Below are 25,771 nucleotides of genomic sequence, written 5' to 3' on the forward strand. Positions count from 1 at the left end.
AGAATATCGCTGACTTATATCCTCATAATTACAAGAAACTTATCCTGGATAATGTAGAAGAATAATTAGATCTCACTAGATGTACTTGCTCGGGTGCATACAATACAACAGAGTACCAAAGAAGAAATAAAGGGTGGAGCATAGCGTTTTTTGAGTAAAAACTTATTCCCTCAAAAAAACCTATACTTCACCCAATTTTTATTTTTAAAAATTCCATTTACAAGCTATACTACTAATAAAAAAAGCCGACCTAAATAGGTCGGCTTTTATAGCTTTTGCAATATATACTCTTTCATTATTGGGATATCTGCCTCAGCCCAATCATAAAAAGGCAATTGTTCTACTGTTGCCCATTCTACTTTACTGTGCTCATACGCATGGTAATGTTCACTGGAAACACGGCAAACAAAAGGGATGAGCTCTAATGAGAAGTCTTCATAATGATGAATAATGGGGGTAAGTTCTTTTACTACCTCTACATCCATTTGTAACTCCTCTTTTATTTCTCTTACGATACACGCTATGGTGCTCTCCCCTGGCTCTACCTTCCCTCCAGGAAACTCCCATTTTAGTGGAACCAGTTTTCCTGAAGGTCTTTGAGCAACTAATACCTTGCTATTGTATTCAATAATAGCACAGCAGACTTTCAACATTTACTTTTTAATTTATACCTCTAAAAGTACAAATAGTTTGAGAGATACTAAGCGTTGTTTTCATCTTGTGAATCCAAATACTCGTATTTCTTCTTTTTACTTTGCCAGCGGTCATAAGCGTACTGTCTTAAATCGACAATTTTATCTTTCTCATCTACAATCTCAAACCCCAACAAAGTTTCAATTATATCCTCTAAAGTAACTAAACCTTCTACTTCTCCATACTCGTTCAACGCAATTCCAATATGTTCTCTTTTTTCAATAAACTTACCCCATACTGAAATCACACTCATTTTCTCAGAAAAGTGAATTAGTTCCCGCTTCAAATCTTTAAGCTTAAGGTCAAACTTATCTTCCGCTAAATATTCAAATACTTGTTCGCGTAAGATATAACCGGTTACATTATCCTTATGCCCTTGATAAATTGGAATACGAGAGAAATACAAAAACTCTTTTTCTTTCAAAAACTCCCTCAAACTCATCTGTTCATTTGCAGATACCATCACTATTCGAGGCGTAATAATATCGGAGACCTGGACAGTATCAAGTTTAATAATATTCTGAATAATCTTACTCTCCTTGCCCTTCAAGATTCCCTCTTGTTCTCCTATCGAGGCAAGCATAGAAATTTCCTCTCGAGAAGTTGTTGATTCCTCCTTGTTCTTACTCAAGCTTCTCGTTACAACGGATGACAATATCACTAAAGGATAACACAAAACCACCATAGCCGAGATAGTCGTTGCTATAATTCCATAGAGCTTCTTTGCATAATTAGCCCCAATGGTTTTCGGTATAATCTCAGTTAAAACCAAAATAAGTAAAGTCAATACAGCTGAAACCACGCCAAAATAAGCATCTCCAAACACAATAGATGCCTGCGCTCCTACTCCAGCAGCACCAACTGTATGGGCAACTGTATTCAGAGATAAGATAGCAGACAAAGGCTTATCAATATCCTCTTTTAATGCCAGCATTTTTCCTGCTCTACTGTCACCGTTTTGGTGTTTAGATTTTAAAAATGAAACTGGTAGGGATAAAAGCACAGCTTCTGCTATAGAACAGATAAATGAAATAGATAGTGCTAATCCTAAATAGACTAATAATAATGTCATTATTGATATTTAAATTTTATACAAGAATAAAACTAAATATAATTATTTAAGCGTTTTTTATTACTCAAGCAACAAATTTAACTCCTAAAACGTCATATAATTATCTAAAGTGATCTTAAAAATACAAAATCACTTTAGATAAAACAAAGTAGCTATATTGCTAACACCTCTAACTTATCTACTAACTAATATTAAGTCATCAATCTAATAAAAACCTTTTCAACTCTTTATAATCAGATATTTCAATAGCTTTTTTAACTCCTTTTTGAATTTCTTGTAACCTCTTTGGAATCTCAATATCTATGTTTAGTAACTGTTCTATACACTCTGGAAACTTGACCGGATGAGCTGTTTCTAAGAAGACACCAATAAATTCAGTTTTCTTTTCTTCATACTGCTTCAAGCCTAAATAACCAACTGCACCATGTGGATCTACAAGGTAGTCTTTCGCATAATAAATGTCCTTTATGGCTTGTAAAGTCTGTTGATCAGTAAAACTATACGCATCTAAAATTGCGTGCAATGCTTTATTCTCGTTGCCAAACAAGGCTAAGATTCGCACAAAATTACTGGGGTCACTTACATCCATTGCATTACTCAGCGTTACTTTAGTAGTTGTTGGCTGATAAAGGGCTGTATCCATATATCGAACAACTGTGTCATTGGCATTGGTAGCAGCTATAAAATGTGCTATGGGAAGTCCTAACGCTCTCGCCAACATACCGGCGCATATATTGCCAAAGTTTCCACTTGGAACCGAAACTACCAGGGGCTTGTCAATCTTTCCTAATTCCCTATACATCAAAAAGTAATAAAACATCTGCGGCAACCAACGAGCAACGTTAATAGAATTAGCCGAAGTTAAGTGTGCTCCCTTTAAATCATCATCTAAGAAAGCGCGTTTCACCATTGCCTGACAATCGTCAAAACTGCCATTTACTTCGATAGCCTTGATATTCTTACCTAAAGTAGTTAACTGCTTCTCTTGGATACTACTTACTTTTCCCTTGGGGTACAAGATAACAACCTCCACACCTTCTACCCCGTAAAACCCGTGAGCTACAGCACCACCAGTATCACCTGAGGTAGCAACTAAGACAGTTACCTTCTTAGCATTGTCTCTTGCCAACTTTTGGAAACAACGAGCCATAAATCTCGCACCAACATCTTTAAAAGCTAAAGTTGGTCCATGAAACAATTCTAAGGCGTATTTATTCTTTTCTATTTGCACTAATGGAAAATCAAAGTCTAATGTCTCCTTGACAATTTGGCGTAAGTCTGCTTGGTTAATCTCATTTCCTACAAAGGGTTTAATTACCTGATAACCTATCTCCTGTTTGCTCAACGAACCTATGTTCTCAAAAAATGCTTTAGGCAACTGGGGAATCTCCGTAGGGAAGTATAATCCCTTATCAGGTGCTAAACCTTGTAATGCAGCTTCTTTAAATGAAACAACAATATCTCTATTATTTAAACTGTAGTATTTCATATCAACTCTTTTATACCTTTAGGATTAATTGGTGAAACGTGAATATCACATTGATAGTCGGCCTCTTTGACTATATTTCTCATTTCATTTGCAACACAATCTGCAATTTGCTTACCTCTACTCAATACAAAGACCGAAGGGCCTGCTCCTGAAATTCCTCCACCTAAAGCTCCGCATTTTACTGCTACTTGCTTTAATGCCGCAAAATTGGGAATTAACAATGAACGTTTAGGCTCTACAAATTCATCATGCAAACAGCGACCAAGCAAATCATAATCCTCCGTATACAAGGCACTGATTAGCCCTCCTAAATTCCCACATTGCGTGATTGCTTGCTTTAACCCTACTGTTTGCTTTAACACCGAACGAGAATCTATAGTCTTTAATTCAATCTGAGGATGAATAACCGTTGCGTATAACTCCTTAGGAGCTGGTATTGAGATTATATCTAAGGGAGCATAACTTCGTATAAAAGCAAAACCTCCAAGTAGTGCTGGAGCGACATTGTCTGCATGAGGTGCTCCACTTACAAGAGCTTCACCCTGCATTGCATAGTAGATTAATTCTTTATTTGTCAAGGGATAGCCACATAAAGCATTGATACCATAAACTGCGCCAGCGGCACTGGCTGCACTACTTCCTATTCCACTTCCTGCCTTTATCTTTTTGTGAATAATCATCTCGATTCCAAAGTTTGGATTGAGCTGTTCCATAAGCGCTTTTCCAGCAACACCTGCTACGTTTTGCTCAATTTCTAATGGTAAATCTGCTCCAGTAATCTCAACAATTCTAAGTCCCTTTTGCTCACTTTGACGAAATATCATTTCATCTCCCACATTGTCTAAGCAAACTCCCAAAACATCAAAACCACATGATACATTGGCTATCGTAGCTGGGCTATATATTTTTATTTCTTTCATTTTAATTCAATTTATTTGCAATTCGTATTACATCGGCAAAGATCCCCGAAGCGGTTACTTCTGCTCCTGCTCCTGCTCCTTTGATTAATAAAGGTTGTTCTTTATAGCGATCGGTATAAAACAAAACTATATTGTCTTTTCCTTCCAAGTGATAGAATGGATGAAGCTGATCTATTTCTCTAAGTCCAACTTCGGCCTTACCTCCTTTAAAACTCGCAACTACACGTAATTTAGCTCCCTTGTCATTGGCTGCTTTTAACAACTGAGAAAAATGGTCCTCCTTTGATTCTAATGCAGTATAAAGCTCCCCTTCTTCACTTATTGCAGCACCACCATGAGGCAAAAATGACTGGACATCAATATCTACATCTTCAAAGAAATAACCACTTTCTCTAAGTAAGATCAATAGCTTTCGCTTGACATCTACACCACTTAAATCAATATAGGGATTGGGTTCTGTATATCCGAGCTCTTTGGCTTTCTTCACTACTTCGACAAAAGGTATACCTGCGTCATAGGCATTGAATATGAAATTCAAACTTCCACTCAACACTGCTTGAATTTCCAAAATTCGATCTCCTGAGGCTACCAAGTTCTTTATCGTATCGATAATTGGCAAGCCTGCTCCAACATTAGTTTCATACAAAAACGAAGCGCTGTACTTTTTAGACAATAACTTCAGTGACTTGTAGTATTCCATACTCGATGAACAAGCAACTTTATTACACGTTACAATACCAATGCTATTTCGCAAGTATGCGTGATAACTCATCGCTACAGTTTCATTAGCTGTGTTGTCAACCAATACACTATTTCGCAGATTCAATTCAGTTATCTTTCTCAGAAAATCTCCTTCTTGCATCACTTGACCTTTGGCCTTTAACTCGCTCACTTCAATATCGCTAAGCCCCTCGGGATTCACCATCATTTTCGTTGAGTTTGCCACAGCAATAAGGCGCAAATTAATCTTCAAATGCTCTCTTAAATACAATTTTTGTCGTTGTACTTGTTCGATGAACTTACCACCTACATTTCCAACGCCCATCACAAAGAGATTCACCTGTACAACTACTTCTTCAAAAAAAGCTTCGTGCAAGACATTCAATGCCTTCTTGGCATCTTTTTCCAAAATTACAGCAGATATATTTCGCTCAGAAGCACCCTGGGCAATTGCGCAGATATTGATATTATTTCTACCGAGCGCACTAAACATCTTACCGCTTACCCCCTGATGACTCTTAATGTTATTTCCAACTATTGCGACAATAGACATTCCCAATTCCACAGAAACCGCTCTCACCTTGCCATAGGAAATTTCGAATTCAAATTCTTCATTGATCACTTGCTCTGCACGCATGGCATCCATACTTGTCACAGCAAAACAGATTGAATGTTCGGATGAAGCTTGTGTAATGAACACTACATTGATATCTTGTTTTGCCAATACTTCAAACAACCGCTTAGATATCCCAGCTACACCGACCATACCAGGGCCTTCCAAAGTCATTAATGCAATATTGTCTACATTGCTAATTCCCCTGACAATTCGATCATCATCTAAGCTACAATGAGTTACACGGCTACCAGCCGACTCAGGTTCGAATGTATTCTTGATATACAAGTCGATCTTCTTAGGTAGAATCGGTTCTATAGCAGAAGGATACAAGACTTTTGCACCAAAATGCGAAAGCTCCATTGCCTCTTGAAAGCTAATTTGCTCAATCACTCGCGCTTGTTTTACGACTTTGGGATTTGCAGTATAAATACCACTGACATCTGTCCAAATCTCTAATTCAGACAAGTGAAGTGCGGCAGCAACAATTGCAGCTGTATAATCAGACCCACCGCGTCCAAGTGTTGTTATTTGCTTGTCTTTGGATTCAGCAACAAAACCAGGCATGACGTAGATATCGAATTGATTCTCTCGAAAGTAATCTTGTATTAATCGATCACTCATTTCAAAGTCAACAACTGCCCTACCATATCGATTGTTTGTTTTAATTAGGTTACCACTATCTATTCGCACACAGTTTTTTCCCCTTGCCTTGAAGGCTTCAGAAACAATAAACGACGACAATCGCTCTCCAAAAGAGAAAATTACATCTTTTGTTTTACTTGATAATTCACCTAAGTAAAAACACCCTTGCAGTAGTGTCTCAAGCTCATTTAATTGGCGAATTACATTGCTCAACACACTTGCTTGATTAGAAACAGGTATTAAAGCTCGAACCGCATCCAAATGCCTATCTTCTATTGTTTTGTAATTTTGCATATAGGATGAATCTTTATGGGATGCTAAAACTGCAGTAGTTTGTAGTAAATCCGTCATCCCTGCTAATGCTGATACAACAACAATAGTTGAGTCGTTTTTGCCTTCAACGATGGCTATACAACGTTTAATGTTCTCGGCATTGGCTACAGATGTGCCACCGAACTTTAATATTTTCATAATAAAAAAATTGATTAACAATACGACGATTTACTTATCTCAGAGGATAAGCAAACAGTTTACACTAAAAATGTAAAAAGTGAATTTCCCTATTAAAGGGTGGTGGTACTATAGGTGGAGGACGTAGTCATAATAGAACCCGTACCACAGGAAGATGTGGTGGTTGAAAAGAAATTATATGTTCTATTATTGTCTCTCATAGTTATTTCAAAATTAACAAAAAATTAATAAACACAAGTCTTTTTTTACTTTATTTCAATTTTCAACGTTTGAATAGAGAGGAAAAAACGATGTTCAACAGCGATACAGTCTACGTTTAACTACAACAAAAAAAAGTTTAAAATAAGTGTATTTTTAACGTCAACAATCAGTTTAAACAGCTAAAAAGCAGCTCTATTACACTTAATACCTCCTATTAAAAGTGCGTAATGAGGACCTCGTATAAAGCAAAAAGACCAATACAGATGCTATTTCTAATAGTCAAACCAGAACTAAAACAATAACCAAATTACTAAGCATAACTGTAAAACGTCATTAATTATGAGTTGACAAATACTTACCAGAATTGTCTATGTAAAAATATACACACAAAAGCAGGATTATAAACAATAACTGTACAGCTATATTAGGACGAGACAAGACAGACAATATTCGGAGTGGTCGCATAGTGATGCCATAGTGATCGCATAGTGGTCCCATAATTACAGCTAAAAAACATGCGACCACTATACCAACAAAATAGGAGCATCATTCGATCACATGGGCACAATTATTGATATAAACTAATCAAAACCAATCATTTAAAACTATTAACAATGGCTATTCTAACCGCAAAAAATCAATTAAAAGGCTTGGTAGGTCCAGGATACTACCGAGAATTTAGAGGTCAACTCATCTTTCAGACCAAACCGGATCGGTCTAAACAAGACAAGACAAAGAATAAAAATGCCCCAGTACTGCGAAAACTATCAAGTGCTATACGCTATATTCGTTGTCATATTGAATCACATTTAAACAATCTGCATGATAGTTATATGCATTCTCGTTTATTGGGACAACTAATTCGCATTGTACACAAGGATACAACTAAGCCATTAGAGCAAAGAACATTGCACAATGTCAACTTTGGCGATTTAAGTGGATTTGAATTTAACAACAACACCCTGTTCAAAGACACCTTTTTGAATCCAATTTCAGTAACTACTACCGAAAACAGACTCACAGCATATATTCCGGCCTTTGTTCCCAAAGAACAGGTTGTCTTTCCAAAAGGATGTACACAAGCATTGATACGCCTTTATGTTATAGCTATACAAGCTGGTGATCGACTGACAAAAGACGCTGATGAAATAAGACAAGTATCTATTGAGTTCAATAGAGAACAACCCATTGTGCAAGAAACAACTTGGACTTATCCTTCTATGGTGGAGCAAGAAAAATTTGAAGTAATGGTCGCAGATATACAATTCTTTTATCCAATTAATAACACCTTGCATCGAACATCCTTATACAATACGAAAGCTTTTAATCCAAGCATGATTATCTACGCGAAGTAAAACGATAACCTAATATTAAAATATGCAAAAGAGCTCTTTGCAAATCAGAAAAGAGCTCTTTCTATTTTATAGGCTAAACAAATAGAGTAGCCACTGCCACTAAATTTGCTAAACGACAATAACAAAATCAGTATTGAAAGTGATTTATCTGAAATACTCAAGCCAATAAACTAAAAAATCACTTCATTTACTGCTAAAATGAAACGGTGTAAACACCCGTACTTAATCACCTTATTTCAGAGTATCTATCACACTTAAATGCTTAGTTAAGTCTTCGTAAATCTCATCTAAGAAGTTTTGATCTAATTGTGTTGTATTAAAAATATCGCCTACTAAATCGGCTGTAGATTTATACTTATTGCCAATATTGGCTGCAATCGCAATATTATTGCCATTGATACTGCAATACAAACTTCCCTTATTGTGAAGATTTAATTGTCTTAATTTTTGCATGAAAGAAGGCGTTAATATACTACGCGCAACAAGCTGATCGTCACAATATACTGTAAAGGCCTTTTGAAACTCAGCATCTTTCAAGATGACAACTTCTCCAGCAGTATTGAGATAGTTGCCAATACAATTTTCTACAAAGCGATTCAAGATACTCTTGTTGGGAACAATCAACATATTAGCACTAAACTTCTTGGGAAACTTCGCTACGAAGAATGTTCCTTGAAATACTTCTTCCTCAGGAACCTTGCTTCTTGACAACGTAGGACGATAACTTAGCGATAAGACGCAGGACTGAAAAGGTACCCCGTTGTAATGACCAACAAATTGATCTCCACCGTGAATGCTGTACGATTTGGGTTGAAATATACCAGCATGTAATACTTCTGGCAAACCAATATATCCCTTTTCAAAATAAGTATAACTTGGATGAATATAGTGTGCTAATCGAGTTAGCATTATCTCTTTGAAAGCCGTATAATCTAAAGGGGGAGTCGCTTTTGCAGTGGTATTTTGTCCTGTCTTCTTTTTCGCAAACAAAAAGCGAATGACTACAATTAAAATAAGTAATACTCCAAAGATAAACACCGTATTATAGGTATCCTTAAAACTGCGGTCTGCCAATTGATACACAGCAAAATAAGCCAATGCTGAAACAATCAGTACACCTAAAACCAATAAAATCTTGCGTTTACTGGCCTTTCGTTGCTGTTCCATCGCCTTGATTTCCAAACCAAAATTTTGAGAAAAATAAGCTCTAAACTCAGTAATTGGCTTTAACACTACATCGCTTGTAAACTCCTCGTTCATTTGCTCTGCTGCTGCTTGAGTATCCGAAGGATCACCATACATTGTATCCATCAGTTTGTCATAGTCCTCCTGTTGACCAAATTCAAAAAAACGCTTGACATCAGTAATCACATTTATTTGAATAGGCAATGTATATACTCCTCCATTTAGTTCTAAACTGAGATAGATAATAGGATCAAACTTAAGTGTTACAACAAATAAAAACAGATTGGTCAGACTTTTTCTTTCTTCACTTAATACAACAGCTTTATCCCCTTTTTCCAATAGTTTAAAAACCTTGTCAACAGTATGTTCTCTCCTTAAAGATGCCCTAACACTAAAGTAAACAACAACTAGTAAAGACACAATGACAATCCATGGTATATAGCGTTCTATTCCCTCTTTATCCCCTTTCTTTACTGCTGAACTAACAAAATAATCGACTATAAAATCACGGGTAAAGAATAACAAAATTGCAATTCCTATACATATGATACTTCCAATTATAATTGTATTTCGAAGAACAATGCGTTTTTCGCGTCTTGCTTCACTTACAAAAAAATGTTTAACTTGCTCAATATTCATTATCTTCTATTTTAGTCTTTACTTAACCCTATTGAAAAACAACTATAAATTTAATACAATAACCTAAGTAATCTTAAATAAAATATACAATAAATAAAATACTCACATACAACAACCCAACAAGAAACCTTATACTAACTCGTATACTTTCAATTAAAAAAAAGAGCTGCTTCTCTATGAAATCAACTCTTTGTAGCAAGTGCATGTACAGTTAAATCTAATCTCTCATTAAATTAAGACTAATAAAAATCGTAATACATAGTCCAATCCCCTGTTTCCTTATTTTTAGCAAACATTAAACTACCGCCATCTACTACATTAAAATTAGCTTTCTCATCAGAAGAAATCTGAAAAACAAATTCATAACCTTCTCCAAAGCCTTGTGTATGAATATCCTCACACTGATCATCAAAAAAATATTCATACTCTCCTCCTATACCTATTCCGGGTTGACAATAAGAAGGATAACCGCCAAACTTAGTCTGATAATGATGATTCGATATATCGTAATAACTATTAATAATACCTTCTCGTTCCAATTCTAACACCTGAGCTTCTTGCTCAAATGTAAGACCTCCTCCATCCCATAATGCACAGTCGTTGTCTTCAAACACAGCTTTTAAAGGGAAAGGTTTGATATAAGATTGTTCATTTGTCAAAGTTTTAATTTCGGTCATACTCAAATCTTCATATTCGCGAATTAGCCAATTCTGACCCATAGGCTCCAAAGGTTCCAAGGTATTCATGGATACAAAGACGGTCAAAACCTTTGTAGATCTCACTGCTTCTGGAACATACGGCAAAGCTGGTAAATAAAACTGAGCTAAAGCCATCATGGGTTTACCAACTGTGTCTAAAGGAATTCCTTGCTCCGATCCAAAAACAGTAACTTTTCCCAACCACGATTCTTCTATCGTATTCTCTGGTCTAAAGCCACCAGTGATAAATTTTGTAATGGGTTTTTGAATATACCTTTGTAATTCTTCTACAGTTTTCATAGTGATGTGTTTTTTATACTATACGGTTTAGTATTCTTACCAAAGTTAATAATATCAGCCAAACTTCTTGGAGACATTTTAACAATAAAAAATGGGATTAGTTTCCTAATCCCATACTATATCATTTACAAATAAGTTTAATCCCATGTAAAAAGACTTGCGTCCAGGTATAAGTTAACCTTTTCTCGACTTATGAAGAGCAGCGGTATAAATATCTTCATACAGTGGCAATACCTTGTCAATGCTGAATTTCTTGGCAACATTACGCGCATTCTCTTTAAACTGACATAAAGTATCTTGGTCTTTAAGTATTTTAAGGGCATTAGCTACCATGTCTTCAACATCACCAACATTACTTAAATAACCTGAAACGCCATGCTCGTTGACTTCTGGTAAACCACCGGTATTACTTGAAATAACAGGTACTCCCATAGCCATGGCCTCTAAGGCGGCTAAACCAAAGCTCTCTGTTTCCGAAGGCAATAGAAACAAATCTGAGTAAGATAAGATGTGCTCAATTTCATTGCTATTTCCAAAGAAAATAATCTTGTCATAAATACCCAATTCAAGTGCCTGGCGCTCTGCGCGTTCCTTTTCAGGACCATCTCCAACAAGCATCAATTTGGCAGGCATTTGCTTTTGAATACCATAGAAGGTAGAAACTACATCTTCTATGCGTTTTACCTTTCTAAAGTTGCTGATATGTGTAATGATAACCTCATTTTTATCAGCCATAGCGCTTCGCTTGCACGGTGTATCATCGCAGTCAAACTCCTTAACTTCGATAAAGTTTGGAATAACGTGTATTTCTTTTTCTGTTTCAAACAAACAACGCGTAGATTGTTTAAGCGATTCGGAAACGGAAGTAACGTAGTCTGAACTATTGATACTGAAACTAACAGCCGTTTTGTAATTAGGGTGATTTCCTACCAGGGTAATATCAGTTCCATGCAATGTAGTAATCATTGGCAGGTCTATTCCCTGCTCCTTTAGCATTTGCTTAGCCATATATCCCGCATAAGCGTGAGGAATAGCATAATGCACATGTAACACATCAATTTTAAACAACTTAACCATATCGACTAATTTGCTCGATAAAGCTAATTCATAAGGCTGATAGTGAAACAAAGGATATTCTGGAACGTTTACTTCGTGGTAAAATATATTGGGGTTTAAAAGTGCCAATCTAACAGGTTGACTATAAGTGATAAAATGCACTTCGTGGTTTCTCTTTGCTAGTTCCAACCCTAATTCTGTGGCTACAACACCACTTCCTCCAAAGGTTGGATAGCATACGATGGCTATTTTCATATTGTGTTTGTACTTATTTTGAATCCTTAAAGATAATTCTAATATTTAAAAGTTCGTTCGTTTTAACTTTCTACTTTTTACGTGTATACCTTTTTTAACAGTCAAACAGTGATTTAGGCAATTCAAAATACCATACATGAAGGGCTTAATTTAACATAAACAAACCTGGTCAAAATCAGAAAAAGACATCTTACCCCATATAAGCTTACCTTATTGTCTTTAAGTTAAATACTAAACCAAATAGAAAGATGCTAAAAGCAGTCACTTTTAGCCTCTTTGCAGATTATTTCATTTGATATTTCAATTCATACAAACTATTCAACAATAGATTGATAGATTATCTCTTGTATTTTCTCCCTGATGTTCTCTTTAGACAGCTTGTTGACATTGCTATCTGGATAAGTTCTATTAGACAAGAAAACGTAAACCAGGTCTTTTTCTGGATCAGCCCAAGTCATCGTACCAGTAAATCCAGTATGGCCAAAACTCGTCATAGACACACAGCCACATGTAGGTCCAGGTTTACCTGCTTCTTGGGGCTTGTCAAAACCAATTCCTCTGCGATTTCCCTTTGAACAATATACACAATCATTAAACTCGTGAAAAGTCTCTTCTGAGAAAAAACGCTCTGCTCCATACTCTCCTTGGTTCAAATACATTTGCATCATCTTAGCTACATCCAATGCTGTACCAAACAATCCAGCATGCCCAGCTACTCCTCCTTGCATCGCAGCTCCCATGTCATGTACATAACCTTGTACTGTTGTATAGCGATAATAACTATCTTCTTCGGTTGGTGGTATTTCACTTAAATCAAATCTTCTCAGAGGAAGGTAAGTTAATCTATTGGCTCCCATCTTGGCATAGAACTCAGAAGTTACAACCTGGTCCAAAGGTTCCTCATATTTGCGCTCAATAAAACTTTTTAAAGCAATAAAGCCTAAATCACTGTATTTATAATTGGCTTTAGGACTTAACTTAGACTCGGCAATTTGTCTTAAAATCTCAGCATCGTAATTCTTTCTAATAAATAAATTTTCTGAGACTTGCACAGGGAATCCCGCCGTTACAAAGTAGTTGTAAATAGTCAAATCAGGTTTGCCATTTTCATCTAATGTACTTTTGTAGAAGGGAATCCACGCTGGAAGGCCAGACTGATGAGTCATCAGAGCTCTAAAGGTTATATTAGCCTTATCTGTCCCCTTAAAAGCAGGAACTAAATCACCTAACTTTGAGTCCATGTGCAATTTCCCATCATCATACATTTTAATAAGTACAGGCAAAGAACCCAATATCTTAGTCAGAGATGCCAAGTCGTACAAATCAGTGTCCTTAACAGCAATGTCTTTTTGATAAGTATGGTGGCCAAAAGACTTTTGATAAACCACATTTCCATGTCTTGTCACCACCACTTGAAGTCCTGGTGTCAATTCTTTATCTATAGCATAATTAGCAATACTGTCTATTTTAGCCAATGTAGTGGCATCCATTCCTTGATTAGCAGGAGTTGAAAAACCAAGGCGTTTAAGCGCTTTTGTTTTTATTCCTGTACCTACTTCATATTTTGAACTAATCGTTACTGGAAGCTCTCCTTTTGCTCCAATAGAGCCAAAGATTACTTCTGCTGCTGCCCTATTTGCAAATATGTTATTTTGATACCCTACAACGATACTATTGATATTCTCCGTATTTGTAATTCCACTAAGGGCATACGCCTTAGCAAAAGAAACCAATACCGTCTTTTTCTTAGAAGCAACAGTTTGAATTAACTGCTTTTCTTCTGCAGAAAAATCGTGGTTTCTCCAAGGATTATCTACCTTGTGATAACCGATAATTACAGTAGTATAAAAACTGAGGTCATGTAAATTTTCTTTGGTAATTTCTTTGACTTCCGCAAATTTATTTAAGTAATCAAGAAAATCACTCCCCTTGTCATCTCCAATTTTAAGGTAAGCAATCTTTTGTTTTTCTAATTCTCTTAATGGGAGTAAACGATGATCATTTTTGATAACCGTCATTGCCTCGTTATACAACTCGTAATTTAAATCGTCGTACTGACTTGCATTTAGATCCTCTACTAAATTATCCAATTCAATAGGAGTATAAGAAGTTTGATGTGATTTAAACTTATAACTCAATACTTTCTTTACAGAATAAGCCAAACGCTCCTCAGTGATCTCCCCTTTTTCATAAGCTTGTTTGATTAAATCAAGTGCAACAGGAACATTCTCTGAGAAAAGCAACAAATCATTACCTGCTTTGAAAGCGGCTAAATCAACTTCTCCTGGCTTTGCATAGTTCGACGCTGCCTTCATATTTAAAGCGTCTGTAAAGATTAACCCTTCAAAACCCATTTCCTCTCTTAACAACTTAGTTACCACATTATAAGACAGAGAACTTGGAATATTGTCGTCAGGTTCTAAAGCGGGAAGATTCAAATGAGCAACCATCACACTGCTAAGGTTGTGTTCTATCAGTTTGCGATAAGGATAAAGTTCAACTTTGTGTAAGCGGTTTTTATCAAAGTTAACGACAGGAAGCTTGTGGTGTGAATCCACAGAAGTATCACCATGTCCTGGAAAATGCTTAGCTGTAGCAAATACATCCTCACTTTGATACCCTTCTGTAAAAGCAATGGCACGATCAGTCACGATATCTCGTGTTTCACCAAAAGAGCGAACGCCAATGATAGGATTCTTTGAATTGGTATTAATGTCCACTGTAGGACCAAAATTAAACTGCATACCTAAGCGCTTTGCCTGTATCGCCATAGCCTTGCCCACTTTATAAATAAGATCCATATCTTGGACAGCACCCAAAGTCATATTGTAGGGAAACTTATAAGTTGAGTCTAAACGCATACTTAATCCCCATTCCCCATCAATACCAACAAGCATAGGCAATTTGCTTAAACTCTGTAGACGATTATTCATCTTGGCTTGTCTTACAGGACCACCTTGAAAGAAAATCAAACCTCCAATATGTTGATTCTCTACCAGTGATTCAAGACTTTGTACATGAGATTCATTACGATTAGAGTAAGCGGCAACCATAAAGAGTTGTCCAATGCGCTCTTCCAAACTCAAAGTATTGTAAACGCTATCTACCCATTGTGTTTTTTGATAGGAATAATCCTTTGACTGCCCCCAGCCTAACGTCGAGAACAGCAGTGCTAACAGTGTTAATTTTTTCATTAGTCGTTTTATTTGCTCATAAAAAAAATCATCATCAAAAAGATTGACGATGATTCTTTGATATTTGTAAATTTAAAAAATACTATTTACTTAAAAAAGCGACTGTGCCAACTTTCGCTCGCTGGAACCTCCCAAAATTCTCTGTATTCTCCAAGGTCGTTAACTAAGTTATTAAAAACGATTGTGTTAGCAGATACAGCTTTTGACTTAACTAATTGTTTAAATTCAATTAATGTTTTAAATGCGATAAAATCTCCTGTCTTATATGTAACATTCATTTTATCTAATAAATCCACATTATACTTTGCTTCAAACTCTTGAATTACGCGCACTGAAGCATCAATAGAGCATCCAGAAGCAGCGTGCATATCTTGATCAACAGCCAAGATAATAAAGCGATTGTATTTTACTTCAAAAGAAGCAGTCAAAGGAGTAGCATGAGCCACCCATTCCTCTACAAAAGCTTGTAGTGTTTTTTCAATTTCTTGGACTTCTTCATCCGAGAATTTGCGATTTGATTGATATATCCAGATTCGAGAATGATCTGGCATTTGATCTATTGGAGTGTACATAATGTTATAAATCTTCTGCGTTCGCAATTAATTCAGCCACGTCTAATACTTTCACTTGGCTTTCTTTTTCTTTGAATTTCACTCCATCAGTTAACATGGTATTGCAGAAAGGACAACCTGCTGCGATAATTTCAGCATTAGTCCCGATAGCTTCTTCTGTACGTTCAACGTGTACCTCTTTGTCTCCGTGCTCAGGCTCTTTGAAGAGCTGTGCTCCACCTGCTCCACAACAAAAACCATTAGCTCTTGAGCGCTTCATCTCTACAAGTTCTGCATCTAACTTCTCAATTAACTGACGTGGTGCTTCGTATACTTGGTTTGCACGTCCCAAATAACAAGGATCGTGAAACGTGATTCTCTTTCCTTTGAACTGCCCACCTTCAATAGTTAATCTTCCCTCATCAAGCAATGATTTAAGAAACTCTGTATGGTGAACAACTTCGTATTTCCCTCCTAAATCAGGATATTCATTTTTAAGCGTATTAAAACAGTGAGGACAAGCAGTAACAATCTTCTTTACTTCATATCCGTCAAGTACTTGGATATTCATCATAGCTTGCATTTGAAAAGCAAACTCATTACCTGCTCTTTTTGCAGGATCTCCTGTACAACCTTCTTCTGTTCCCAAAACAGCGAATGATACATTCGCTTTATTTAATATTTTGACAAATGCTTTTGTTATCTTCTTAGCTCTATCATCAAAACTACCTGAACATCCTACCCAGAATAGTACTTCAGGAGTTTCTCCACGAGCCATCATTTCAGCCATTGTAGGCACTACTAAATTTTGTGACATAATATTTGCTGTATATTGTAACAATCAGTTGATAGACTGATTATAATTGTTAGTTGATTAATTTTCGTCTTTCCAGTTTAAGCGATCCATCTGGTTATATTGCCAAGGAGCACCATTGTTTTCAATATTTTGCATCATATTGTTCAACTCAATTGGCGCAGCACTTTGCTCCATAACTAAAAAGCGTCTCATATCCATAATGATAGACAACGGACTAATATCAATCGGACATTCCTCAACACATGCATTACACGTGTTACAAGCCCACAATTCTTCAGCAGTAATATAGTCGTTTAATAAAGTTTTTCCGTCATCTACAAACTTACCTCCATTAGCGTCTAATATCTTACTCACGTCTTCAAGACGATCTCGTGTAGACATCATAATTTTACGAGGAGATAGTTTTTTACCTGTCGTATTTTGTGGACATGATGAAGTACATCTACCACACTCCGTACAAGAATATGCATTCAACAGCTGTACCCAGTTTAAATCCATTACATCTTGTGCACCAAATTTCTCTGGTTCACCTTGTGGTTCAGCAGGAGCAGCAAAAGGATCAGCGTTTGGATCCATCATAAGTTTCACCTCATTTTTCACCGACTCTAAGTTGTTAAACTCACCTTGTGGTTTTAAATTGGCAAAATACGTATTAGGGAAAGCAAGGAAGATATGAAGGTGTTTCGAGTAGTATAGATAGTTCATAAAGAACATCACTCCTATTATATGTGCCCACCAAGCAAAACGATCTACAAATGCAACCGTTTCGTTATTCATACCTTCAAATAAAGGAGCGATAAATCCAGAAATTGGAAATGATCCAGCCTGTACATAGTGACCGTAATTTTGCGTTTGCAAATAATAGTCAGCCGCATTCATAATCAAGAAAAAGCACATTAAAACACTTTCAATATAAATAATATTGTTAGCATCTCTCTTTGCCCATCCCTCCATTTCTGGTTGATTAAAACGCTTCAACTTGATAATATTTCTGCGAATCCAAAATACTACTACCCCAAAAATAACAAGGAAAGCAAGTATTTCAAATATTCCAATCAATACATCATATGTACCTCCTAAGAATTTGAATGCTCTATGGGTTCCAAACAAACCATCTACGATGATCTCTAACATTTCGATATTAATAATAACGAAACCTGCGTAGACAAAAATATGTAAGATAGCTGGGATTGGTCTTTTCACCATTTTGGACTGCCCTAAGGCTACGCGAATCATATTGCGCCATCTCTCTTTCGGATTGTCTGAACGGTTTATATCTCGACCCAACTTAATGTTGCGTATTAGTTTCTTTATGTTTTTAATAAAGAATCCAAATCCAGCAACCAATAATAATAAAAATAATACTTGGCCTAAATACTGCATAATGGTAATAATTGTTTCAGTAAATTGTTAGTTTTTTAATTGTTTAGTTTAGTTATTGTTTGCTTGGCTTTCGTTTGTTTGATTGTCTTGATTTTCTTTCACTTCTTCAGTCGCTTGATAAGGTGTCGCTTTCTTACCGAACAAAGAGAAGTGTACGTATCGTTTAGGATTTTCTTTCAAATCGCGCATTAATTGTTCCAATTCTTTCGAAGCTCCTTCTAAGTTTTTGTACAATTGCTCGTCTTTAAGCAACATTCCAACAGAACCTTTTCCTGATTGAATGTCTGCTAACAATTTGTCGATATTTCCTGTTGCATTGTCTAATTTACTAAAGGTAGATTGAATATCCAAAGAATTAAGCTCTGTAGATAAATCTGCAAAGTTAGAACTCATCTTATTCATATTCTTCATTGTACCATCTAACTGAGGTCCAGCAGTAGCTAACATGCGGTTTGCTCCAGCCAAAGTACCTTGCAATTCAACAACAGATTGTTTTAAGTTTGCTTGCATTTGCTCATCCATAATACTGTTTACAGCAACAAGCATTTGATTTGCATTTTCTAAGACCAACTCTACTTTTGCTTTCAAAGGTTCTATTTCACCTAATAACTTATCTGTCATCTCTGGTACAACTTCTCCTTTTAGATAGTCATTCTTTTGAGCGTAGTCTGTATCGCCAAACTTTGGATTTATAGCAATTGCCTTTCCTCCTATAAGACTTGGAGAATAAATAGCAGCAGTGCTGGATTTAGAAATTTGAATAGGATTGGTCATTAAAAGTTCTACAACCAATTTACCCGAGTTTTGATCAATGGAAATCTTAGATACCTTTCCTACAACTAACCCGTTTATGGTAACATTAGATGATGTGGTAATTCCTTCAACATTCTCATATTCTACGTAATACTTAGTACTGTTATCGAATACATTTTTTCCTTTCAAGAAAGAGTATCCCCATATAAATAAAGCAATGGCACCTAATACTAATATAGCCGTTTTAATTTCTCTAGATATTTTCAAAATTTTCTTATTTTATAAGTGGCAAAAATAAACTTTTATTTTCAAAGCGTTCAATATTATTTTAGCGCTTCTTCAAGAGTGATGATTTTACCATTTTTAAAAGGTACTATAAAAGAGCTACTATGCCCCTTATCTTTAGCTTCTTTTAACAGCTTTTCAGCTTCGTCATAACTCGATGTTTCAGAGTAGTAATACTTATTTAAGTTCCCTGACTTAATCATTGTCACATTCTTTAACCCCTTAAAATTCTGTGGTTTTAGAGCTAATACACGTGTACTTGCAGCAATCTGTACTTTAAAAACTACTCCCTTAGAAACTTTGGTAACAGTTACCGTTTTTTTCTCTTTCGCTGGTGTAGTCTTTTTCACTTCTTTAGACTGATTCTCTTTTACGGTTACCGACGAAGAAACACCATTAGAGTAATAAGCTTTCTTATACTGTATAATCCCTGTAGCGATAGATTCAGCTAATTCTTTCTGCCCTTTTTTAGAAGACAAATAAGCTCCTTCTTCCTTATTAGAGACAAAGCCAAGTTCGATTAATACACTCGGCATAAAAGCGCCATGCAATACCCAAAACGGCCCTTGCTTAACCCCTCTATTCTTTCTCTTTAAATCATTGGTAAAGCTATCTTGAACACGACTGGCTAAATCAATACTCTGGTGAATATAATCCTCCTGTATCAATGTCAACCCAATAATAGATTCTGGCGACTTAGGATCAAACCCTGCATATTGTGTTTTATAATCATCCTCCAACATAATTACCGAGTTCTCTGTCTTGGCAACATCCAAATTTGACTTATTCTTACTCAAACCCATTACATAGGTTTCAGTACCGTAAGCTGCATTGCTATTCACACCATTACAGTGAATAGAGACAAATACATTACCATTAGAATTATTTGCCATAACCGAACGCTCCTTCACAGCGACAAATACATCCGAATCACGGGTATATACAACTTCGATATCACTTTCCTTCTTAAGTATCTTCCCCACCTCTAAGGCAACTGCTAATACGATATCCTTTTCCACATTCTTACCGTGATTTGTTCCTGAGTCCTTTCCTCCATGACCCGGATCAAGTACAACTCTGAATTTCGAATTGCTTTGCGCCAACACGCTCACTGATAAAAATAACAAGGTCAGTAAAGTAAACAGTTTTGAGTGACTGTATTTCATAAAAAAGTTCTTTATTATTACTTATAATTTGAATTAAATTACATTTTTCAGAAAAAATATATGTAAGTTTGACACGCTAAAATTAACGAATCAAGCTTTTACAAAAATAGCATATATAATAGATTTGCGAACAAATATTTTCAATATCGTTTTAGTTTTATTTCTATACAGTGCATTTTCATCTTACCATGTTACTGCACAAGAGTTTGGAAAGAAACGCACTGTACTACCAAACAACAATTTGAGTGATACTATAGCTTCGAACAAAGATACTATAGTACCTAAGCTATTACCTATAGAGAAGGATTCAACTCAAATTACAAAAGATTCTTTGCCAAACATTAAAAATACGGCAGAACAAAAACCTAAATCTTTTTTAGAAAACATCGTTGATAGAAAAGCGAAAGGTTACGAGAAACTTGACCAAAGAAGTCATGAAATCACACTTTATGACGAGGCTGAGATAAATTACCAAGACTTTAACCTAAAAGCAGGTAAAATCGTATTCAACTACGATAAAAGCGAAATCTATGCTGGAGGAATCAAAGATAGCTTAGGTGTTCTTTCACAATATCCTGTTTTTACGCAAGCAGGACAAGTGGTAGAGCCAGATTCTATCCGCTATAATACAAAAACACACAAAGCTTTAGTTTTTCAATCCAGAACTTCACAAGGAGAATTTAACATCAAAGCTGAAGTGACAAAGAAGGAGAATGACTCTACCTACTTTATGGCTGATGTTATCTTCACAACTGCAAAAGACTTAGACAATCCAGAATATTACTTTAAGAGTAAGAAAATTAAGTTGGTACCAGGTAAGAAAGTAGTTACAGGTCCTACCAATATGGTTATTGCCGATGTACCTACTCCACTGGGACTTCCTTTTGCCTTTTTCCCTATGAGTGAAAAAGCTGCATCTGGATTTATCATCCCAAGTGTGGGAGATACCAATCAACAAGGATACTACCTTCAAAATGGAGGATACTATTTTGCTGTTAGCGACAATTTAGACTTAACCCTACAAGGAGATTACTATACCAATGGTAGTTGGGGATTAAGAGGTAATAGCCAATATGCCAAGAGATACAAATACAATGGACGCGTTTTAGTTCGCTATGAAAACAATATCTTTAGTGAACGTGGACTTCCTGATTATATGTCGTCTAAACTTTACAATATACAGTGGAATCACACTCAAGATGCAAAAGCTAATCCAAATTCGAGATTCTCTGCATCGGTAAACATGGGTAGTAGTCAATACTTTAGACAGACAAACAACACCTATAACGTTGGAGCTTCGTTAAACAATACAATGAGCTCATCTATTAGTTATTCTAAAACATTTGAGAGTGTCCCACAAGTTAACATGTCTTTGACTGCAACGCACTCACAATCAACAAATACAAAACAAGTTAATATGACACTACCTACCTTAAACGTTAGTGTAGACCGTGTCTTCCCATTTGCTCCAAAATACGGTGCAAAAAAGGGAATTATCAAGAACTTGAACTTTTCATATAACGTTAGAGGGGAAAACAGAGTGAGAATTCACGAGGACAATTTCTTTAAACAAGAAATGTTTGACAGTTTAAATACCGGATTTCAACACAGTATTCCTATTTCTACCAACTTTAAATTATTCAAATACTTCTCGGTTACAGCTGGTGCAACCTACAACGAGGTGTGGTATATGAATACGATAAAAAAAGAGTATAACCCTCAGACAAACAAAGTAGAAGATGTACGTGTTAATGGCTTTGATAGCTTTAGAACTTATAACTTCAACACGAATATTGGTACAACCATTTACGGTACTTTCAACTTTAACAAAGACGGAAGAATCCAAGCTATTAGACACGTAATGCGTCCAAGTGTTGGATACTCATACACACCGAGTTTTGAGCAGTACTACGACACTTACGCCATCGATGCCACTGGTCAAACCATGCAAGACTACACCAGATTCCAAGGAGGGCTATTTGGCGCACCTGGTAGACAGAACTCAAATATGTTAAACTTCAACTTGAGCAACACATTTGAGGCTAAAATGAGAGATGACGAAAACGAAAAAGGAGAGCCTAAAAAAGTTATGCTTTTAAATAGTTTGAATTTTTCTACAAGTTATAATATGTCCGCAGATTCATTAAAATGGTCACCTGTACGCGTGAGCGCTGGGACTGCCATTTTTAAAGATAAAATGCAAATTAACTTCAATGCCACTTTAGACCCGTATGCTCTGGATAACAACAACAGACGTATTGATAAATTCAATATTGATAACGGAGGTAGTTTATTTAGACTTACAAGTGCTAATATGACTGTAAACTGGTCGATGTCAAGCAACGACCCTTGGTTTGGAGGATCTGCAGACAATAAAAACCAAAACTCTATTGACAATGGTGGACGTGGAGATGATTTGTTTGGACGCACAATGGAGTTAGGAGACAACAGACAGAGTATGTTCAACAACGACAATGACAAAGGCGACGATCCTTTTGCCGGTTTCTTTAATGCAAAATTACCATGGGACTTAACCTTTGCCTACTCATTGACCTACAGCAATGCTCAAAGACAGAACGAAATTGTCAACAACTCGGTCATGGTATCTGGAAATATTGATTTAACACCTAAGTGGAAAGTTGGATTCTCCAGTGGTTATGACTTCGTGCAAAAAGGAGTTACCTTCACTCAACTTCGATTCGAAAGAGACCTACTGAGTTGGCGTATGGACTTTAGCTGGGTTCCTATTGGAAGCTACACAAGTTGGGGATTCTTTATCGGAATTCGCTCATCTATGTTAAGTGACGTGAAATGGGAGAAACGAAAAGCTCCAGATAAGAGATATAGATAATTGGATATTAAAAAAGATAAACTCATGAAAAAAATAATAAACTCAGATAAAGCACCTGCACCTATTGGACCATACAATCACTCTGTAATGGTTGGTGATTTATTGTTTATCTCTGGTCAAATCCCTTTTAACCAAGCTACAGAAACGCTGGTTACAACGGGAATAGAGGACGAAACTAAGCAAGTCTTATTCAATTTGGAAGCTATTTTAGCTGCTTCAAATATGACTTTCGAAAATGTGGTAAAAGCAACTATTTTTTTAACTGATATGAATGATTTTTCTAAGGTAAATGAAATTTATGGAAGTTACTTTACTGCGGCTACTGCTCCTGCAAGAGAATGTATTCAAGTGGTAAAATTACCAAGAGGTGTTAATGTTGAAATCTCAATGATTGCTTCGAAGTAATTTGACATTTTAAAATATATAAAAAAAGCCAATGTGAATCACATTGGCTTTTTTATTGTTGTTAACCGAAGCTTTTTCGATATAATTTACTTCGCTGTAAATTTTAATTTCACATCGTTAAACACAGCTGCAGCATTGATCACAGTACGATACTCTTGCCAGTACTTTTTATCAATCTCTACAAAATCATAGATTTCTATACAATCAATACTCAAAATATCGTCTTTTACTTTATAACTCGATTTAAACTCCCCTACAATCTTTCCATCAACTTTCAATTTCTCGTGAATATTCAAATCTTTTAAGTTTTCAACCTTATACCCTTTTGGTAGTTGGACTGTAATTGTGCGTTTATAATCAACAGCTGTAGTTAATTCAATTGGCCACAGTCGTTCTTCTTCTGCTTCAAGCCTAACTTGATCGCCAATTAACTTCCCAACTTTAAAAATATAAGCACCTTCTGTTTGCTCAAACAAGTGATCTGCTTTGTAATTCACATTAAAGACAAATGGCTTTATAGCATAATCATCAAAAGAGGTATTCTTTACATCTATATTAAAATCAGTCGCATCATTAGAATATGCTTTAGCAAGGAAATTTTTAAAATCAGCTATGGTATTAGAATTGAGTAACAAAAAGTACTTTTGGAAATCAATACCTCTTTCTCCTGATATACTATGTTGCGTTTTTACGCTAACTTGATTCAAATTTCTCAAATCTACTTCTGCCTTAAAAACGTCTTTTGTTTCAAAAGTATTCAAGCTTAATTGTTTATTGTCATAAGCTATCGTTTCCATTCCAGCAAACTCTCTTGTTGTAACAAATAAACCTTGATTATGGTGATAAGCAGTATTGGAAAGCGGGATAAAATACTCGTAAGAGAATGGATCCATATATGCATCTAAACTTGGAAAGTAAAACAAAGCATCTGTAAAGTTTAAACGCGTTGGAAAACTCGCATCATATACTTGTTGATTTTTCTTTGTTGTAAGAACTAATTCATACTTTACCCCAAGATTCTTAAACATCACATCATAAAGCCTTAAAACATCAGTTAAATGCCCTGTATGCTCCGAAATTACCCTGTCTAAAGTTTTTAATTCCTCTGGAGAAATTACCACACTCGATTTAATAGCAAACTCAATATTTCTCAAGCTCAACATAAGGTTATCCGATTTCCTTACTTTCTTATAAAAATCGTTAGCTACGCTTAACTCTTGATTGCTAAGTGGACGATTGCGTTTAGCTAAGAAATCATCAACGAAAAACTTGTAGTTAAAGAAATCTTTCTCTACTCCACCGTAAATACCATCTACTTTATAACGAAGAAATTTGATGTTCTTTATAAGATTAGTATACTCATCATTTGATATCATTGCTTCAAGATTATTGTGCTCAACTACATATGAAGACTTTCCATTGTAGGCTTCTTCATTATACACAGGAGTATTAAGCCCATTATAGGCTTTCATCTTAATAATAATGTTATCAGGATAGATCAGTTCAAACTTACTCTTTATAACCGGTACATCACTTTGCAATTTAACATCCACACCATCGATAACACCATCTTCCGACCAAATGCCAACATATTCAACTACACTCCCCTTCTCCATGCCTTCTACATCAAAGTAGTGAATGACAAATCCCGCTTGTTCATTGGTAAATTCTTTAATGCTATCATTGCTAAAATTAACTACCTGTCCATTAGGTTTGATTATACGCAATTTCTGCTTTACCGTATGCTCGTCTTTTGGATCACGCGCTAGTACCTTCTGAAAAGCTGCCGCACTCGAGTCACTTGCCACATATTGTTGATAGTGAACTAAGTTAAAGCTGGTTACCATATCATTCAACCCACCAACTTTTAACTCTACTTTTTGGTCATATAACAATAAACCACCTTCATCGGAAAGTGCCTCTATATCAGATTTAGAAACTTCAGTGAAGTCGGCTTTTTCAAACTCAAACTCTTGAGAGAAAACAGCACTATACCCCAATAAGAAAACAAACAATAGTATCTTTTTCATATATACGATTTAATTATTTATAAG

Annotated in this window: 18 protein-coding genes; 3 read left to right on the plus strand and 15 right to left on the minus strand. The window is 35.9% G+C overall.

Annotation, left to right across the window (positions count from 1 at the left end; translation table 11 throughout):
* Positions 1–266: 266 nt before the first annotated feature.
* The 5 genes from GOQ24_RS13065 to thrA all read right to left on the minus strand — a co-directional run bounded on the left by GOQ24_RS13065 (position 267) and on the right by thrA (position 6,623).
* Positions 267–653: a (deoxy)nucleoside triphosphate pyrophosphohydrolase gene (locus GOQ24_RS13065; RefSeq protein WP_160339892.1), complete on the minus strand. Its 387-nt coding sequence runs from the start codon at positions 651–653 to the stop codon at positions 267–269.
* Between the two features lie 47 nt (positions 654–700).
* A complete protein-coding gene (locus tag GOQ24_RS13070) occupies positions 701–1,765 on the minus strand; it encodes a CNNM domain-containing protein (protein ID WP_155091683.1) in 1,065 nt (354 codons plus the stop codon).
* A 199-nt stretch (positions 1,766–1,964) separates the two neighbouring features.
* Positions 1,965–3,254: a threonine synthase gene (thrC, locus tag GOQ24_RS13075; RefSeq protein ID WP_160339893.1), complete on the minus strand. Its 1,290-nt coding sequence runs from the start codon at positions 3,252–3,254 to the stop codon at positions 1,965–1,967.
* Entirely contained in the window at positions 3,251–4,174 is a 924-nt protein-coding gene (locus GOQ24_RS13080) for a homoserine kinase (protein ID WP_160339894.1), read from the minus strand. Before GOQ24_RS13080 ends, thrC begins: the two co-directional genes overlap by 4 nt.
* Position 4,175: 1 nt before the next feature.
* Complete coding sequence (thrA, locus tag GOQ24_RS13085; RefSeq protein ID WP_160339895.1) at positions 4,176–6,623, minus strand: bifunctional aspartate kinase/homoserine dehydrogenase I; 2,448 nt, start codon at positions 6,621–6,623, stop codon at positions 4,176–4,178.
* A gap of 815 nt (positions 6,624–7,438) precedes the next feature.
* Between thrA and GOQ24_RS13090 the strand changes: the two genes are divergently transcribed.
* On the plus strand, positions 7,439–8,179 hold the full coding sequence (locus GOQ24_RS13090) for a hypothetical protein (RefSeq protein WP_160339896.1): 741 nt from the start codon (positions 7,439–7,441) through the stop codon (positions 8,177–8,179).
* Between the two features lie 231 nt (positions 8,180–8,410).
* Here the strand turns inward: GOQ24_RS13090 and GOQ24_RS13095 are convergent, their stop codons facing one another.
* The 9 genes from GOQ24_RS13095 to GOQ24_RS13135 form a co-directional block, all read right to left on the minus strand.
* Complete coding sequence (locus tag GOQ24_RS13095; RefSeq protein ID WP_160339897.1) at positions 8,411–10,003, minus strand: DUF3137 domain-containing protein; 1,593 nt, start codon at positions 10,001–10,003, stop codon at positions 8,411–8,413.
* Positions 10,004–10,242: 239 nt separating this feature from the next.
* Positions 10,243–11,001 (minus strand): DUF1963 domain-containing protein, encoded by a 759-nt coding sequence (locus GOQ24_RS13100; protein ID WP_160339898.1) that lies wholly within the window; start codon positions 10,999–11,001, stop codon positions 10,243–10,245.
* Between the two features lie 174 nt (positions 11,002–11,175).
* The gene (bshA, locus tag GOQ24_RS13105) at positions 11,176–12,312 is read right to left on the minus strand and encodes an N-acetyl-alpha-D-glucosaminyl L-malate synthase BshA (protein WP_160339899.1); all 1,137 of its coding nucleotides are present in this window, start codon (positions 12,310–12,312) and stop codon (positions 11,176–11,178) included.
* Positions 12,313–12,626: 314 nt separating this feature from the next.
* The gene (locus tag GOQ24_RS13110) at positions 12,627–15,506 is read right to left on the minus strand and encodes a glycoside hydrolase family 3 N-terminal domain-containing protein (RefSeq protein ID WP_160339900.1); all 2,880 of its coding nucleotides are present in this window, start codon (positions 15,504–15,506) and stop codon (positions 12,627–12,629) included.
* Between the two features lie 86 nt (positions 15,507–15,592).
* A complete protein-coding gene (locus GOQ24_RS13115) occupies positions 15,593–16,078 on the minus strand; it encodes an ABC transporter ATPase (protein WP_155091674.1) in 486 nt (161 codons plus the stop codon).
* A gap of 4 nt (positions 16,079–16,082) precedes the next feature.
* The gene (locus GOQ24_RS13120; protein ID WP_160339901.1) at positions 16,083–16,874 is read right to left on the minus strand and encodes a (Fe-S)-binding protein; all 792 of its coding nucleotides are present in this window, start codon (positions 16,872–16,874) and stop codon (positions 16,083–16,085) included.
* Between the two features lie 57 nt (positions 16,875–16,931).
* Positions 16,932–18,257: a (Fe-S)-binding protein gene (locus tag GOQ24_RS13125; protein WP_160339902.1), complete on the minus strand. Its 1,326-nt coding sequence runs from the start codon at positions 18,255–18,257 to the stop codon at positions 16,932–16,934.
* A gap of 48 nt (positions 18,258–18,305) precedes the next feature.
* On the minus strand, positions 18,306–19,277 hold the full coding sequence (locus GOQ24_RS13130; protein WP_160339903.1) for an MlaD family protein: 972 nt from the start codon (positions 19,275–19,277) through the stop codon (positions 18,306–18,308).
* Positions 19,278–19,333: 56 nt separating this feature from the next.
* Positions 19,334–20,461, minus strand: coding sequence for an N-acetylmuramoyl-L-alanine amidase (locus GOQ24_RS13135; RefSeq protein WP_155091670.1), 1,128 nt, complete (start codon positions 20,459–20,461; stop codon positions 19,334–19,336).
* 124 nt (positions 20,462–20,585) lie between these two features.
* Here GOQ24_RS13135 and GOQ24_RS13140 point away from each other — a divergent pair, with 124 nt between their 5' ends.
* Together GOQ24_RS13140 and GOQ24_RS13145 are read left to right on the plus strand one after the other, a co-directional pair.
* Positions 20,586–23,312, plus strand: a complete 2,727-nt coding sequence (locus GOQ24_RS13140; protein WP_160339904.1) for a putative LPS assembly protein LptD — start codon at positions 20,586–20,588, stop codon at positions 23,310–23,312.
* 24 nt (positions 23,313–23,336) lie between these two features.
* On the plus strand, positions 23,337–23,717 hold the full coding sequence (locus GOQ24_RS13145) for a Rid family detoxifying hydrolase (RefSeq protein WP_155091668.1): 381 nt from the start codon (positions 23,337–23,339) through the stop codon (positions 23,715–23,717).
* 86 nt (positions 23,718–23,803) lie between these two features.
* Here GOQ24_RS13145 and GOQ24_RS13150 read toward each other — a convergent pair whose 3' ends face one another.
* A complete protein-coding gene (locus tag GOQ24_RS13150) occupies positions 23,804–25,747 on the minus strand; it encodes a DUF3857 domain-containing protein (protein ID WP_155091667.1) in 1,944 nt (647 codons plus the stop codon).
* Positions 25,748–25,771 lie beyond the last annotated feature (24 nt).

It is taken from the genome of Myroides sp. LoEW2-1 (assembly GCF_009767705.1).
Taxonomy (GTDB): domain Bacteria; phylum Bacteroidota; class Bacteroidia; order Flavobacteriales; family Flavobacteriaceae; genus Flavobacterium; species Flavobacterium album_A.